Annotated in this window: 11 protein-coding genes; all 11 read right to left on the bottom strand. The window is 72.3% G+C overall.

Features of this window, described 5'->3' with window-relative positions; all coding sequences use genetic code 11:
- Positions 1-12: 12 nt before the first annotated feature.
- The 11 genes from CUT83_RS25470 to CUT83_RS25420 all read right to left on the bottom strand — a co-directional run bounded on the left by CUT83_RS25470 (position 13) and on the right by CUT83_RS25420 (position 15,041).
- Positions 13-558 (bottom strand): phage baseplate assembly protein V, encoded by a 546-nt coding sequence (locus CUT83_RS25470; protein WP_101258170.1) that lies wholly within the window; start codon positions 556-558, stop codon positions 13-15.
- Between the two features lie 40 nt (positions 559-598).
- Positions 599-1,738, bottom strand: coding sequence for a hypothetical protein (locus tag CUT83_RS25465; protein WP_101258169.1), 1,140 nt, complete (start codon positions 1,736-1,738; stop codon positions 599-601).
- On the bottom strand, positions 1,728-2,000 hold the full coding sequence (locus CUT83_RS25460) for a LysM peptidoglycan-binding domain-containing protein (protein ID WP_420882463.1): 273 nt from the start codon (positions 1,998-2,000) through the stop codon (positions 1,728-1,730). The genes CUT83_RS25465 and CUT83_RS25460 overlap by 11 nt, the downstream gene beginning before the upstream one ends.
- Before the next feature lie 114 nt (positions 2,001-2,114).
- Positions 2,115-2,798 carry a hypothetical protein gene (locus tag CUT83_RS25455; protein ID WP_101258167.1) on the bottom strand — a complete coding sequence of 228 codons (684 nt, stop codon included), beginning with the start codon at positions 2,796-2,798 and terminating at the stop codon, positions 2,115-2,117.
- Between the two features lie 14 nt (positions 2,799-2,812).
- Positions 2,813-3,574, bottom strand: coding sequence for a hypothetical protein (locus CUT83_RS29875; RefSeq protein ID WP_143688619.1), 762 nt, complete (start codon positions 3,572-3,574; stop codon positions 2,813-2,815).
- Positions 3,575-3,599: 25 nt separating this feature from the next.
- Entirely contained in the window at positions 3,600-10,049 is a 6,450-nt protein-coding gene (locus CUT83_RS25445; protein ID WP_101258165.1) for an eCIS core domain-containing protein, read from the bottom strand.
- Positions 10,046-10,444, bottom strand: a complete 399-nt coding sequence (locus tag CUT83_RS31175; RefSeq protein ID WP_240958207.1) for a hypothetical protein — start codon at positions 10,442-10,444, stop codon at positions 10,046-10,048. Before CUT83_RS31175 ends, CUT83_RS25445 begins: the two co-directional genes overlap by 4 nt.
- Positions 10,435-12,366, bottom strand: a complete 1,932-nt coding sequence (locus CUT83_RS25435) for an ATP-binding protein (RefSeq protein ID WP_101258254.1) — start codon at positions 12,364-12,366, stop codon at positions 10,435-10,437. Before CUT83_RS25435 ends, CUT83_RS31175 begins: the two co-directional genes overlap by 10 nt.
- A 90-nt stretch (positions 12,367-12,456) precedes the next feature.
- Complete coding sequence (locus tag CUT83_RS25430; RefSeq protein ID WP_101258164.1) at positions 12,457-13,452, bottom strand: Pvc16 family protein; 996 nt, start codon at positions 13,450-13,452, stop codon at positions 12,457-12,459.
- A gap of 4 nt (positions 13,453-13,456) precedes the next feature.
- Positions 13,457-14,206 (bottom strand): hypothetical protein, encoded by a 750-nt coding sequence (locus CUT83_RS25425; RefSeq protein ID WP_101258163.1) that lies wholly within the window; start codon positions 14,204-14,206, stop codon positions 13,457-13,459.
- On the bottom strand, positions 14,199-15,041 hold the full coding sequence (locus CUT83_RS25420; protein WP_240958206.1) for a T4 family baseplate hub assembly chaperone: 843 nt from the start codon (positions 15,039-15,041) through the stop codon (positions 14,199-14,201). Before CUT83_RS25420 ends, CUT83_RS25425 begins: the two co-directional genes overlap by 8 nt.
- Between the last annotated feature and the right edge of the window lie 11 nt (positions 15,042-15,052).

The raw sequence follows: 15,052 nt of genomic DNA, 5'->3' as shown, positions 1-15,052 counted from the left end.
TCCCCGTCCCGTTCAGCGTTTGATGGGCACGATCAGCCGGCCCTGGTTGACGTCGACCCGGTCCCCGGCCACCGAGACCGAGGCCCCCTGCCCGTTGTCGATGTGGATTCCGTCCCGGGTGACGCGGATGTACGGACCCGGCCTGCCCTCGCCGGGGCCCGGCGCCTGGAGCAGGATCCCGGTCTCCGGGTCGTCGGAGACCACGATCTTGTGCCCGCCGCGGGTCTGGATGACGACCGGCTCGGCGCCCGTACGCGCCGCGGCCCGGGCGTCCTCCGGCAACTCGCCCGCCTCGCCGTACCAGCAGCCCGTCCAGATCGGGTAGCTCGGGTCGCCCTGCTCGAACTCGATCCAGACGCCCGCTCCCCGGCCCGGGACCACGTACTGGCCGGACCGCTCGCCCGTGAAGGGGAGGCAGGGCATGGCCCAGGTGGAGGCCTCGTCGCCGAGCACGTCCGGGACGTGGGCGGTGATCCGGCCGATCCCCAGCGGATCGTCGTTGTCCGCCACCCGGCCTCTGAACTTGCCGAGGAAGCGGTTGTTCGGTGCTGGCGCCATACGGACTGCTCCTGGTCGGTCTGGATGGTCTCGGTGGCCCCTACGGGCGGACGGTGTCCCCGCGTGCGATCAGGCCCTCGCGCGAGAGCGTGAAGTTCTGCCGGTACGAGCCGGGCGTGAGGTTGTGCGTGACGGAGGTGACGTAGTACTCGCCGTCGTAGGTCACGCCCGCCCCGCGCACGCCGACGAGCTCGCGCGGGCGCAGTACGTAGCCGTGGCGGTTGACGTCGAGCTGCCCGGAGCCGGAGATCGCGTCGGCGGACGTCGCGGCCCGCGCCAGCGCCTCGGCCCTGGCCTGCGCCTGGTCCTTCTTGGCGGTGCCGGCCAGTCGGCGGCGCTTGAGCGCCGGGCTCGCGCGCCTGCCCAGCGGCGGGCGCAGCGGGCCGATGTCGGGCTGGGGGATCAGGGTGGACTCGCGGGTGCGCGGGTCCTGCCAGTGGGCCTGCGGCTCCTCACGGGCGGCGCCGTCGTAGGCGAAGGTGAGCTGGTCGACGGTGGAGTGGACGTCCATGTTGACGTTGAGCGCGTGCTGCGGCAGGCCGACGCGGCGCTGCGGGCCCCAGTAGGCGGTGGAGCGGCCGGGCCGCGGACCGGGCTCCAGGTAGAAGACGTAGCCGTTGGCGCGGGCCAGTTCGTTGACGTAGGCCAGGTCCGTGCCGGTCTGGTAGTCCACGCGGCGCTCGGCGCGGGGCTGCTGGACGATCTGCTCGGGGTGGACGTCCGGGTGGACGCCGTAGTCGGCGTACCGGGCCAGGATGCGCTCCACCCGGCGGGCCGGGGAGAGGTTCGGGTAGCGGTCCACCCTCTCCTCCAGATCCATCAGGATGCTCAGGTCCTCGCCGGTGACGGTCAGGGTCGTCTGGCCGGGCTGGTTGCTCGCCCCGACCTCCTGGCGCACGATCAGGCCGTCGAGGAGGACGGTGGGCGTTCCCCTGATCACCGTGGTGACGATGACGCGGGTGCGCGGGTCGAAGAACCCCTCGGGCAGCAGGTTCGAGATGATCGCGCCCTTCTTGGTGAGGTCGAACGCCAGCTGGAAGCCGGAGCGCTCGCCCGCGGTGCTGGTGATCTGCGCGGACAGCAGCGCCTCGCTCACCGCCCGGGGAACGGGCCGGGCGAGGTGGGGGCCCATGCTCAGGATCAGATGGATCGGTCCGCCGCCGACACGCTCATCGGCCATGTGCGCCTCCTCCCGGGAAGCCGCCGGGCAGCGGCACGTCGATCTCCTGTCCCGGCTCGGCGGTCAGCTCGCGCGGGTCGAGGACGGGGTTGGCATCGGCGATCCGCCACCACTGGGAGGGGTCGCCGAAGTAGCGCTGGGCGAGCTGGTCCGGGCGCTCGCCGCCGCTGACGGTGTGGACGGCGGTGTCCTCGCCCCCACCGGCCGGGAGCGGGGGCAGCAACCGCCGCCTGGTGTAACGGACTTCGGTGCCGTCGGGCATGCGGTGCACGGCGATCTCGGCGTCGTGGTACCGGCTCGTCCTCGGGTATGGATGTGATCCCGGGAGCCCGTCCGGCAAGCTGCCGTATGTCCCGCTCTCATCGGCCATGGCCCCTCACACCCTCCCCGCTCCGATGTCGGCCCCGGTCAGCCCGAGCGCCCCCAAAGTCCCCGCCCGCGCGGTGCCCGCCAGCCGCTCCTTCTGCGCCAGGTGGGCCAGGTACAGCTCGGCGCCGCGGTGCCCGGCGGGCAGGTCGCTCACCGTCAGCACCTTCATCCCGATGCTCAGGGAGGCCCGTATCGGGTTGAGGTTCACGTCGAAGGCGGACTCGTTGACCGACAGCTCCGTCAGCCGCACCGGCATGACGCGCTTGCTGCCCCAGGTGAACAGGGTCAGCGGCATCTCGATCGGGCTGATCTCGATGGCGCCCTTCTCCGACAGCCGCGTGGCCTCCCTGAGCTGGGCGGTGGTCGGCTGTACGAGCATCTCCAGCGTCGCGAGCTGCGGATGGATTCCGTCGGGCGCCGCCAGCTCCAACTGGTCGGTGGCGTCGATCTCGGCGGTGAACTTCCACGTCTCCTGCGCCGGCCCCTTCAGCCGCAGCGCCTCGTTCCGGTCCCCTCCGCTCCCCCCGCCCCCGGCGTCCCCGCTCCCGCCCGCGGCCTGCGGGCTGATGCCGCGCTCCAGGGTGTCGGGGTTGAACTGCAGCACGATGATGCGCTGCGGTATCCCCCGCTCGGGGTCGACGATCACGATCCCGGACCGGATGGGCCTGGGAATGTCCGCGTAGCGGGTCATTGTCTTCTCCTTGATCACTCGCTGCTCAGCAGGTCTCGAACTTCGCTCGCCGGGTAAGGGGAATCGTCCGGCCAGGAAGCGAATCGCTCCTCGACGAAAGACCTATATGTCTCCAGGTCATGGAAGGCCAGGGCGTGCGTCGCCGTCACCTGCAGCACCGGATCGCGAAATTCCGCCACCCGGGCAAGCTCACGGAGGGTTTCCGGGGTCTTCCCCCGCGCAAGGGCCTGCAGGGCCTCCAGGCGTTCGTCCAGATCGAGATCTTCGTCGTGAACAATCAACAGAATGGATGAAACCAGGTTATCGGGAGGCGGGTCCGACCATCGCATGATTCGCCCCGCCACCTGGAGTGCCGCCGATACGGTGTCAAAACTCGACGCTTTCCGCAGAGCATCGACCACAAGACCGGAATCCTGCTCGGTTGCCTCGTTCGCCAGCGCGACAAGCGCACTCGCATGCTCCGCCCCATCGAAGTCACCGCCGGATTCACGGGCCGGACGAGCGGGAGCGCGCAGTATGTTTCGCGCAGCCTCCAGTACTTCGGAACGGAATCCGGAGAAAGGATTCGGAGAGCCGTATCTCTCCTGCGAAGCGGCGTGATAATAGTAGTCCAGGGCGATCCCTCGGGCTGCTTCCTCAGAACTGCGCAGGAGCGTCAAGAAGGAACGCACACCCTCTTCATCGCCCGGCGAGCGCCCCAGACGGTTCCTGGCGGCCTGCAGGTCGGGATCATCCAGAACAGCGTTCTGCCAATGATAGCTGTCAAATTTCCGCATTACCATCCTCTGTAAAATCCGGACCCTACCTCTGGGCTCTGATGAGTTTGATGGCCTTCTTGGGAATCGGTCCCTTCACGAGGACTTCCTGAGTCCTCACGACGTCACCGAGCGCCTGCTGCTTGATCGGCGTGTTCGGTGCACTCAACTGCCATTCGTCCTGCCCCTCCCTCCTGGTGAGGTCATAGATGTTCGACGGGGCCACGTGGGAGAGGTCGATCTCGACGGTTCCAAAATAGCCGAACCCCTCGCCTTCACCGAACAGCCTTCCTTCCGGGTTTGTGATGTTCCCGCTCCTCACTTTCGTGGTCGATATGAAAGGGGAGTCCTGCGCGCCCGCGACATGCAGCCAAACGGGCACATTCGCGTCCGCGTCGCGGGGTTTTATACCCATACTGCCATAGGTTTTCTTGTCCTGTTTCGACAAGTTACGCGCAACGCGCCTGGGAACCTTTTTCCCCATCTTGTCCCGGACGTATTCATTGCCGTACACGTCGGCGATCACAAGCTGCGCGTTTCGCTCCCCGGTAGGTTCGTAGTAGTTGTTCTTCTGAAATCTGCCGACGGCCGGTACGGCCGCACCGGGGTGGTTCAGAAGCAGAGTGGAGGAGTCCTCCGACTCGTCCAGCCACCTAAGGTGGTTCGCCCTCACGTCAAGCTTCGGGTTGTTTCGCGTGATCGACCGACACATTTCCTTAACCGTCTCCAGGTCGGAATCTTCCGGAAGGCTACCCAACTCCCTTGCGATGATCCGACGGAACTCCGCAACTCTCGGATCGTCCTCCACTGGCTGCTTGTCCTTCTTCCGACTCCGCTGCGGAAATCTGTTTTCCGTGTCAAAGGATTCGAAGGTGGCTACCGTATAACCCTCTTCGTCCTCTTCCCACTCGAAAGGAGTGACGGTCCTAGACGGATTGAGCGCGGCGATGACACGAGGCTCGGAAAAACCTGACACGTACAGCCTCGTCAGCCTGTGCCAAGCACGCAGCGCCCTCAGCAGTGCGTGGTACACAGGTCCGCGTATCCCTACCTTCAGAAGCGGCAGCAGAATCCGGCGAAGCTTTGCGACGATCCGGGAAAGGCGCTCCTGTTTCGACTCCGGCGAGTTCTCCTTCCTCCGGCGCTGGTCGCGCAGTCGGCGCTTCCGTTCCTGGCGGCGATGGCGCTGGTCGAGCAGGAGGGCACGGCGGCGACGGTGGGCGTCGCGCATGCGACGGGCGTTGTTGTCCAGGGAGCGGTCGAGGCGGCCGTCGCGGTCCTTGCGGTCGAGGGCCTGCCGGGCTCTGCGGATGCGGTTCTGGGCGGCCCTGACCGTCTGCCGCGCGCGGTTCGCGGCGCGGGTCTCCGGTGACGTGCGGCGCGGGCGCGATGTGGTGGGCCTCGTGCCCTCCGTCTCGCGGCGCGGGCGGGACCGGTCGCGGTCCTGGTCGCGGTCCCGTCCGGTGTCCTGGGTACGGCGCTCGGGCCGGTCCGTACGCGAACGGTCGTCCGGGCGTCGGGGGTCGGGGCGGGACCGGGGCGGGTCCGGCTGCCGGGTCGGGCGGTTCTGCGGGCGGTTCTGCGGGCGGGACCGCTTCGGCTTCGCCGGCGGCCTGCGTGACATCTCCGCGTTCGCCCGGCGCGTCCGCTCCTGTGCCCTCCTCGCCTCCTCCTGCGGGTCCTGGCGCTTCTTCGGATCGTCCTTCGGCCTGTCCGCCGTCGGCGGCCTGTCGGTGTCCCGCGGTTCGTCCTCGTCCCTGGCGCCGGGCTTCTTCTTCCCGAGGTTGGCCGCGACGTCCTTGAGCCGGTCGCCGACCTTGCCCACGTACTTGCCGATGCCGCTGAGCAGCGCCTGGTAGGCCAGTTCCAGCAGGGCCACCACGCCCGAGGCCACGGCCTTGGCGAACAGCACACCGGCGTTGCCGCCCTTGACTGCCTTGAGGTAGTCCATGAAGGCGCCGAAGGCCCGCAGAATCTCGCTCAGCGACTCCCAGGCCGCCTTGAAGGCGTCGATGATCGCCATCACCCAGCCGGCACCGGGGATCAGCTTGGCGATCACCTTGGTGATGATGATCTCCCCGATGATGAGGGGGAGTTGGGGGAGCGCGGCGTCCCAGGCCTCCTTGGCCATCTGCTCCCTGCTGACGCCCCCGCCGATCAGCTTCTCGAAGACGGCCTTGGGGAGCCCGAGGATCTCCTGGATCTTCTCGTTGAACCAGTTCCTGATCGCCGAGGTGACTTCCCGGAACAGATGGTTCCTGGCTCCGTCCTCGGCCGAGGTCTTGGCGCCGCTGAGCCAGCCGCCCGGGTCGGAGAGGATGTCGGCGGCGATCATCGCCCACTCGCCCAGGGCGCTGAGCAGGCCCATGGCGAAGTCCATGATGCCCTTGAGCGCGCTCTTGACGGCCTCGACCGCCGCCCGGAGGCCCTCCATCAGGGCATCGAGGACGCCGCTGAGGATCTTGCCGATCTCGTCGAGGAGTTCGGTGACGATCCGCTTCAGCTCGTCCGCGATCCGGTTGACCAGGGCGATGGCCGCGTCCCTGATGCGGATGATGAGGGTCCGCAGCCGGTTCGCGATCTCCACGATCGCGTCGAGGAGGTCCTTGCCCAGCTGGACCAGGGCCTCGGTGAACTCCTTGAACTTGTCGACGACGAACTGCCGGGCCGCCTCGATCCAGCGGATGACGGTGCCCTTGAAATCCTTGATGAGGCTGGTGATCGCCTCGCGGGCGGCGCGGAAGAAGCCGACGATCGCGTTCTTCAGCTCGATGAGCTTGTCGCGGATCCAGTCGAACGCCCTGGAGAGCCAGTTGCCGGAGTCGCTCTTGGCCGTGTCGCGCTTGTTCCTGGCGTCGTCCTCGGCCTTGGTCTTCTCCTTGCCGATGTCCTCCTGCTTCTTCTTGCGGTGCTCCTCGGCGTCCTTGTCGGTCTGCTCCTCCCTCTCCCTGACATCCCTGCGGATCTTCTCGGTCTTCTCGGTCTTCTTTGTGCCGAGGGAATCGAGTTCACCGTCCTGCTCCTTGCGCCACTGCTCACGGGAGGACTCCGCCTCGGCCCTGGTCTTCCGGCGTTCGGCGGCCTGCGTACGGGTGTTGCTCTCGACCTCGCTGCGAACCTGCCGCCTGTGGCGCTCCTGGGACTCCCTAAAACCCCTGTCCTTGGCCTGCCGCTTGTCGGACATCTGCTTCTGTCCGTCGGTGAACGCGGTCTGGATCTGCGGTCCGCGCTCGTGCTCCGCCACCGCGGACACGGCCTCGGGCGGGATGCGTCCGCCCACGGACGGACCGCCGCCTCCGCCGGGGCCGCCCTGGCCCTTTCCGCGCGGGACCTTCGCGGTCAGGGTCTCCTCGGGCACATCGGGGTAGATCTGGTCCTCGCCCAGGGGGCGCCCGGCGTCGTCACGTCCGGAGGCGTGGAGTTCCTGGCCTTTGGCGTCGAGTTCACCGCCCTGTTCGCCGGCGCGCCCGTCCGTCTCGCCCTGGAGGCCGACCCCTGGCGCCGTGCCGACGTCCGCCTGGGCGAGCATCTCGTCCTCGGTGGGCAGGTCGAGGATCCACTGGACCACCGCGTCGGAGTCGATGAGGTCCTCGTCGGCTCCCAGGAAGTCGGCGACACCGTTGATCGCCCCCACCACCAGCTGGGCCCCGCCCGCCAGAAGACCTTCGAGGGTGCTGGGCTCCTCGATGTCCTCCCCCGGGATCTCGCCCTCCGGGGCCTTGTCTCCCGTGACCTCGGCCTTCTCCTTCTCCGGAGCGTCGATCCGGGCGGCCGGGTCACCTGAGTACTGTCCCGGAGCCGAGGTCTTCGGCGCGCCGTGCAGGGTCTGCGGGGCGCCCGCGGGGCGCTCCGTCGTCGGCGGCGCGTCCTGGAGGGCCTGGTGCTCGTCCCCGACCGTCTTGTCGACCGCGCCGTTCACTCCGCCCAGCGCTTCGAGTGCGCGGTGCGGTCTCAGCCCGGCGGCGGTGGACAGGCCGGCTTCCGGCGTCACCTTCGACAGGTTGGGGGCCGCGGGGTCCTTCTTCGGCCGGGACGAGGCGGTGGGGCGGGCACCGCCGCCCCCTCCCCCGCCACCGCCCGATGCGCTACGGGTGCCGCCACCGCCGCTGACCGACCGTGAGGGCCTGGATGTGGACCTCGGTGCGGGAGCGGGCCCGGGCCGGGGCTCCGGGGCCACAGGCTCCCGCCGCTGCCGGGAGCCCGCCCCGTCCCCCGGCGTGGCGTCGCTGGTGAAGCCGTCACCGCCGTCCGCGCCCGAGACATGGGTGTCCCGGGCCGGAGACGCCTCGGCCGGCGTGTCCGCGGCCGGTCCGGGAGCGGTCGTACCGGTGGCGCCGCCCCCCGAAGGCGCGCCCGAGGCACCCGCGCCCGGAGCCGTGGCGGAGGACGCGGTGGACGTGCCGGACGAGGTGCCGGTGCCGGAGGAACCAGAGGTTCCGGACTCCGTCGCTTCCTCCTTCGAGGCTCCCGTATCGGCCGTATCGGCCGTATCGGTTTCGGGCGCCTTCTCCGGTTCGGTTTGCCGCTCCTCCTCCTGCTGCGGGCCTTCGGGGGCTGTGGGGTCGGGCTTCGGCTCGGGGGCGTCGGTGCGGTCGCCGGCGGTATCGGGGGACGGAGGCCGCGGGTCGGCCTCCCGCGGGCCCGGCGTCCCGGTGCCGAGGCCACGTGTCATGCGTTCACCGGCTTCGGCACCGGTCGCCGGGGAGATGGACGCACCACTGTCGGCGGGCAGCGGTGCGGCGAACCCGGCGTCTTCGGAAGCGGCCTCCTCCGCGTCCTCCGCGTCCCGCCTGGCCTGTACCTGTTCGGCCTTGGTGGCGGGCGGTTCGGGGAAGCTCGGCACCCGCCCTCCGGTGTCCGAGCCGGGCACGGTCTCGTCGGCGGTCGGTACGCCGGAGACGTCGAGGTCGGTGGCGGGGAGGAAGTCCTCGGGCCTGAGCTCGACGTTCCACGCGCTGTCCCGGTCGGCGGCCCGCTCGTCCTCGAGTCCGTCGAGCGCTCCGGGCTCACCGCTCGGGCCGGGTTCCAGGCCGATCGGCTCGTCCTGTGCGAGCGCCGGCTCGTCCTGGGGCCGCTTCCCTTCCAGGGTGCTGCGGTCGCCCGGATCGGCCGTCCTCAGCAGGGGGCCGGGCTCCACGCCGGCCCGCTTGCCGCCGCGCGTGTCCCGCCCGTCCGCCTGGACCGGCTGCTGCCCCGCGATCAGGGGCTCCACGGCTCCGGGCCGGTTCCTGGCCGCGGACTCCTCCTTGCTCGCCACAGGGGTGCCGCCGGCTCCGGGCTCCTCGGACCGGCCGTCCGTACCGCTGCCGTCCTGCTGCCGGGGCCGGGCGGCTCCGGCTCCCGAGGCCGTGGCACGGTCGCCGCTCGGTCCTGACGCCCCGGTGCCTTCGCCCGGCCTTTCCGAACCCCCGGAGCGCCCGGTGGGCCGTTGTGTGCCCGGGTGAACCGCACCTGTGTCACCACGACCGCGCCGTTGCCGGTCCGGCCGCACCGGTGCGGCCCTCCCTTTCCCCTCTCGCCCGGCAGCTCCTTCGGAGTCCTGCCGCTCCCCGTCCGTACGCTGTTCGCGGAGCCGCTCGTCCTCGGTCCGCTGCCTCCGGTCGGCGGCTTCGGCCTCCTCCCGGTCGTCCTCCAGTTGCTCGGTGGCGTCCGGAACGGCCTCGGGGGCGCCGAGCGCCTCCGGTTCGGGTGTTCCCTCGTCCTCGGCCTCCTCGACCAGCTCGATCAGCCTGTCGAACTCCGAGGAGAGCAGGTGCGATTCCAGTCGGTCGAGAACGGCGTCCTGCATCTCCGGTGAGAACCGGGCGAGTTGTATGCGCACGCGCTTGGAGCGGTCCTGCGGGTCGCCGCGCAGGGAGCGGAGCACGCCGTTGGCCAGACGGTCGAGCAGCATCGCCGGGTCCAGTTGCTCCATGCGCCGCCGGTCGGCGTCGACCGTGGCGTAGCGCAGCCAGCCCGGGGTGGCCCGGCCCTCCTCCACGCGCTCGGCGGCCGGGCCGCCCGCTCCGCCGTCGCGGGCCGCGTCCCGCGCCGCCGTCTCCTGGGCCGCCGCCTCCGCCTCGCGTTCCACCGTCTGCTGCGGCAGGCTCACCGCGCCCAGGTCGCGGCCGGCGCGCAGCGCGCCGAGGCCGTCGGGGTTCTGGACGGTGTGGAGCAGTTCATGGGCGAGCAGGCGCATGCCGTCGGCGGTGCCCGGGCGGTACGCGCCCTCGCGGAAGAAGATGTCCTGGCCGACGGCGACGGCGTCCGCGCCGAGCAGGTCGGTGAGGGCGGCGGCGTCCCGGTCGGTGTGCAGGCGTACGCGGCCCAGGTCGTGGCCGAGCCGTTCCTCCAGTTCGCGGCGGACGCTCGTGTCGAGCGGCCGGCCGGCGCCGCCGACGATGTCCTTGGGTTCGGGCACCGGGGACTTGGCGCCGCGCTCCTTGCGCTCCCCGCGCCTGCGGCGTTTGGCGTCCTGCGCCGAGCGGGTCTCCTGTGACGCGGTGTGCGAACTCATCGGCGCCTCCCCTCGTCCACGGGCCCCGTATCGCCGTGCTCCGCATCGCCGTGCTCCGCATCGCCGCGCCCCGACAGGCCCGCGTGCACCGCGCGTGCCAGTGCCTCGCCGAGACGGGCCGGTGAGGTGGTGGCGGGCAGCGGCGGCAGGCCCGACAGCGCCTCCAGGGCGCGCCCTTCGCCGTCCGCCGCCAGCGGTACGCCGCGCTCGCGCACCAGCCGGGTCAGTTCCGCCTCGAACGCCGCCGTCACCCGCTCGGGATCCACTCGCGCGTCGAAGCCGTCGAGCACCAGCTCGCCGATGTCCACCCGGACCGCCGTGTCGCGTGCCGTGCCGTGTGCCGTACCGCGCCCGGCGGCGTGCGTGGTGTCGCGCGGCGCCTCGTTCACACCCATCCGCGGACCTCCGAAGGCGTCAGGGAGCGCTCCAGCTTCAGGTACTCGGTACGTGCGGCGGCGAGCATGTGGCGCATCCGCAGTACGTCCCCCTCCTCGGCGGCCAGGAAGGCCGCGGAGAGGGCGATGTTGCGGATCGAGCCGCCCGCGACCGTCAGCCGGGCCAGCAGTTCGGGGGCGATGTCCTTGGCCGGGGCGCTCCCGGGCAGCACCCGGCGCCAGATCTCGGCCCGTTCGGCCTCGCCGGGGAAGGGGAAGTCGACGACGAAGCGGATGCGGCGCATGAAGGCGGTGTCGAGCGCCTTCTTCATGTTGGTGGTGAGGATCGCCAGGCCCCGGTAGGCCTCCATCCGCATCAGCAGGTAGGAGACCTCGAGGTTGGCGTAGCGGTCGTGGCTGTCCCTGACCTCGCTGCGCTTGCCGAAGAGGGCGTCGGCCTCGTCGAACAGCAGCAGTGCGCCGCCGCGTTCGGCGGCGTCGAAGACGCGGCGCAGGTTCTTCTCGGTCTCGCCGATGTACTTGGAGACGACCTGGGAGAGGTCCACGACGAACAGGTCGAGCCCCAGCTCGCGGGCCATCACCTCGGCGGCCAGGGTCTTTCCGGTGCCCGAGCCGCCCGCGAACAGGGCCGTGACCCCCAGGCCCCGGCGCAGGGTACGGGCGAAGCCCCACTCCTGGTGCACGGTGCCCCGCTGCCGTACGTGGGCGACGATCTCGCGCAGGACGCGCGACTGGCGCTCGGGCAGGACCAGATCGTCCCAGCCCGCCTCCGGCTCGATACGGCGGCCCAGTTCGTCCAGGCCGATGCGGGCTTCGGCGAGCCCGGCCCGCCAGGCCAGCTCGCAGACGTCCGCCCCCGGCCCGGCCGCCCCGTCGTTCCCGGCTTCCCCGGCCTGCCGGCGCACGGCCGCGGCGGCGGAGCGGATGATGTGCGGCGGCAGCGCGAACTGTGCGACCAGTCCGCGCAGTCGTCCTTCCCCGAGCTGCGGCGTCCCGGCGAGGGCGTCGGCCCACAGGCCGAGTTGCTCCTCCTCCCCCAGTGCCGGCACGGTGACGCGCTCGGCGCGCGTCCGCTCCGTCCGCCTCGGGTCGGGGCTGGAGACGGCGAGCGGTACGGCGGCGGAGGCGGCGAACGCGTCGACCGCGGCGTCCTGTTCGCGGTCCGGCTCACCCGCCTCCAGCAGCAGGGCGGCGGGCAGCAGGATCGCCTCGCGCTGCCACAGCCGGGCGAGCCGGTCGCGTTCGGTGTGGTCGGTGGGCAGGTCCTCGGCGTTCAGGGTGTAGAGGCCGAGTCCGCAGGCGCGGGCGGCGGCCGCTGCGATGTCGTGGCGGCTGTGCCGGTCGCCGCCGGTGAGTTCCACTCTCGGCGGCGTGCCGGGGCCGGCCCCGGCCCAGACAGCGGCGACGCGGTCCGCGGCGTGCTCGAAGGAGGGCGGCAGCCCGTCGGGCGCGGTGGCGCGGCTGAGCATGCCGTGCAGCCGCGTGTCGAGGTACGGGGAGCCGAGGAGGAAGTGCAGGACGCGCTCGTCCAGACGGATCCGGGTGGTGGTCAGCCGGGTCTCGTCGTCGAGTTCGGCCAGGCGCCAGCGGCGCAGCGGTGCGACGGGGGTGAGGGCGCTCCAGTGGGGCTCGCCGAGGGCGGCGAGCGCGAGGGAGAAGGTGGGGTGGGCGCGCTCGGGGTCCCCGCTCGCGGCGGCGCAGCGGCTGCCGGCGGTGGGCTCCAGTTCGGCGGCGGCCAGCAGCAGGACGATCTCGCGTTCGAAGGGTGTCAGCCCGAAGCAGCGGACGAGCGCCTCCAGTGCGGCGGGTTCCGAGGCGCCGGCCGGTTCGGAGGTGCCCGTGGGACCGGGGGCGTCCGTGTCCGCACCGCCCCCGCGGGCACGGGCGGCGTGGGCGTCGAGGCGGGCCAGGACGGCACGCATGGCGGCGGCCAGCGCCGGGCCCTCGGCAGTGCCCGTCCCGCCGGCGGTGCCGTCCGTGTTCCTGTCCGCCCCCGTCGTCGTCACCTCGTCTCAGCCCTCCTGGTCGTTCGTGGTGCCGTCGTCCCTGCCCGCCGGTGCGCTTCCGCCTGCGCGTGTGGATCCGGTGCCGGGCTGCTCGCGCGTACGGGGCCGGGACGCGGCGGTCCTGGCCGTGGCGCGCCGCTTGCCGGCGGTCTTCTTGCCGGCGGTCTTCTTGGCGGACGTCTTCTTGGCGGACGTCGATGTCTCCGGCTCGCTCCCCGACTCCGCCTGCGGTGTGGGCGCGGTGGATCTGGCGGCCATGCCGCTCGTCCGGCTCGCCCGGGCGGCCGCCTTCCGGACGGCCGCCCCGGATGAGCGCTCCGCGGGCGCGGTGGCGGGTACGGCGGGGCCGGCGGGGCCGGTGCCCGGCCGCCTCGGTGGCTCCGGTGCGCCCGGGGCTCCGAAGGGCAGCGCGCGCACCGTGTGCCGCTGGACCGGCCGGGGCACGACGGGCTGTTCGCGGCCCTCGATCAGCACCAGGGCCGCCTGGTAGGCGACCGACAGCGAGTACGGCGTCTGGTGGAGCATCCCCCACAGCCTGGAGGTCTCGTCGATGTCCATCCGGGTCGGTGTGAAGCGCACCCTCTGGACGGCTTCCGCCAGGTCGCTGCCCGCCAGGTACGGCCGTTGCGCGGCCTCCTCGATCAGCTCCCCCGGCAGCACCGGGAACTCGTGCAGGGTGCGTACCACACAGCCGATGAGCCGCTGCCCGACCAGTTCCGCCTCGTTGCCGTAGGCGCTGATCAGATAGTGCAGGTCCAGGGCCGCCGCCGGGCGCCTGAGCAGGGTGCCGTCCGGGGCGCGGGTGGGCAGGTCGTCGTTGCGCCGGGAGGCGTTCGGGGTGACCTGGTAGAGGAAGACGGTGATGGTGGCGTCGTCGGTGGCCTCCGCCGGCGGCCGCTCGGTCTTCACCGCGACCTGCATGTCGATCTCGGGTTGCAGATTGTGCTCGATCAGCAGGGCGAGTGCCTGTGTGACCGTGGCGATGGCGAGTGCGTTGCTCATCTCCTCAGTCCCTCCGCCCGCTGTCGGCCAGGTAGTCCGCGAGGCTCAACGCGGGTGCGGGCCGCGCCGGCCGCTGCGGCCGGCCCGCACCGGTGGGGCCCGCGGCCGGGGGTGCGGCGCTGACCTCCAGCCGGCCGATCCGAACGTGTACGGTCCGCTCCGCCGTCCGGGGCCGGCGCCTCCCGCCGGCGGCGCGTGCGGCGTCGCGTGCGGCCGAGGCGCCGGCGGCGCTGGGCCGCAGGGGCACGGTGCCGGCGGGGGCGAGGGCGGGGCCCGTGTTCCGGCGGGCGGGGGCGGGCACCGCCGCGGGGGGCACGTCCTGAGCCGCACGCGCCGGGACCGTACGCCCGCCGCGCCGGGGGGTGGGTTCCGTTCCGGGACGTGGCGGTGCCGCCGTGCGGCCGGTGGTCCGCGGCGGCCGGGCGGGCCGAGCCGACTCCGGCGGTCGCTCCCGGTCGCCGTGCGGGGCGGGTTCGGTCCGCACCACGGTGCGGTGCTCGGTGCGGATCTCCCGCTCGTGCCGGACCGCCGTCCGCTCCTCTCGCCGCACGGCCGGACGGGGCGCGGGGCGGAGGAAGGGGCCGGCTTCCTCCGTGCCCCGGGGCTCCGCCCGTAGTGCCTCGACGCGCTCGTACGGCTCGGGCAGCCGCGGACGCACCCGCACGGGGGTGTCCGGCCCGCCGCCCGGGGCGGCCCCGGCACCCGGGACCGCGGGGACGTGCCGGGTCAGCAGCCGGTCGAAGTAGTCAGACATCGGCGCACAACTCCAGGTAGTAGCGGCGGCGCAGTGGGCTGAGCGCCAGGATCTCCGGCTCGGTCCAGCCGTACGCGCCGGCGAGCAGATGGACGTCGAGGAGCAAGTCCCTCGCCCAGGCGTCGAGTTCGCCCCAGAGGTAGGAGGCGATGTCGAGCTCGGCCCGGGTGGTTCCGCCGCATTCGGGGCAGTGGACCTTGAGCGTCACGTCGGCGGCCGGGTCGGCCTGTTCGGCGGCCTCGGCGACGCGCCGCAGCACCGTCCCGGGCAGCAGGGCGGGCAACCGGTCGGCGGGGACCGGACGTCCCGCGCGCCGGGCCGACACGGTGCAGCGTGCGACCAGCAGGGCCCGGGCAGAGACTCCGTCCGGATCCTGCCCGTCTCCCGTGCCGTGTCCGGCCTCCGCGGCCCGGCCGTCTTCCACGGCCTCGGCCACGGCCGTGAGGTCGGCGACGGTCGGCAGCCGGAACTCCACCTCCCACTCCTCCTCGGCCACCCGCAGCGGGGCGTCCCGCCGGGGCGGCCGGGCGGCCAGGTCGTCCGTGCCGAGGTCGAACTCCATCGCCTCTCCGCACGGTTCGCACTCCACCCGCACCTGCATCCGCTCGCCGAACAGCGCCCGGCGCAGCGCGAGCAGATCCGCCTCCCGCTCGCCGACCGGCGCCGACAGCAGTTCGCCGTCGCCGGCCTCCGGGCGGGCGGTCCGGTGCAGCAGAAGGGCGCGTCCGGGACCGGCCAGCCCCAGCCCCGCCTCCCAGACGGCCAGCAGTTCCGCGGGCCCCGCCGCCACCGCCGCCATCGCCGCCGCCGTCTGCGCCGCCGCCCCCGCCGTCATCCGCCGTACCG

Origin of the sequence: Streptomyces barkulensis, assembly GCF_002843305.1 — a bacterium.
Taxonomy (GTDB): Bacteria; Actinomycetota; Actinomycetes; order Streptomycetales; family Streptomycetaceae; genus Streptomyces; species Streptomyces barkulensis.
Note: the sequence above shows the minus strand (reverse complement) of the source record. Positions and strands in the feature narration are given on the sequence as shown.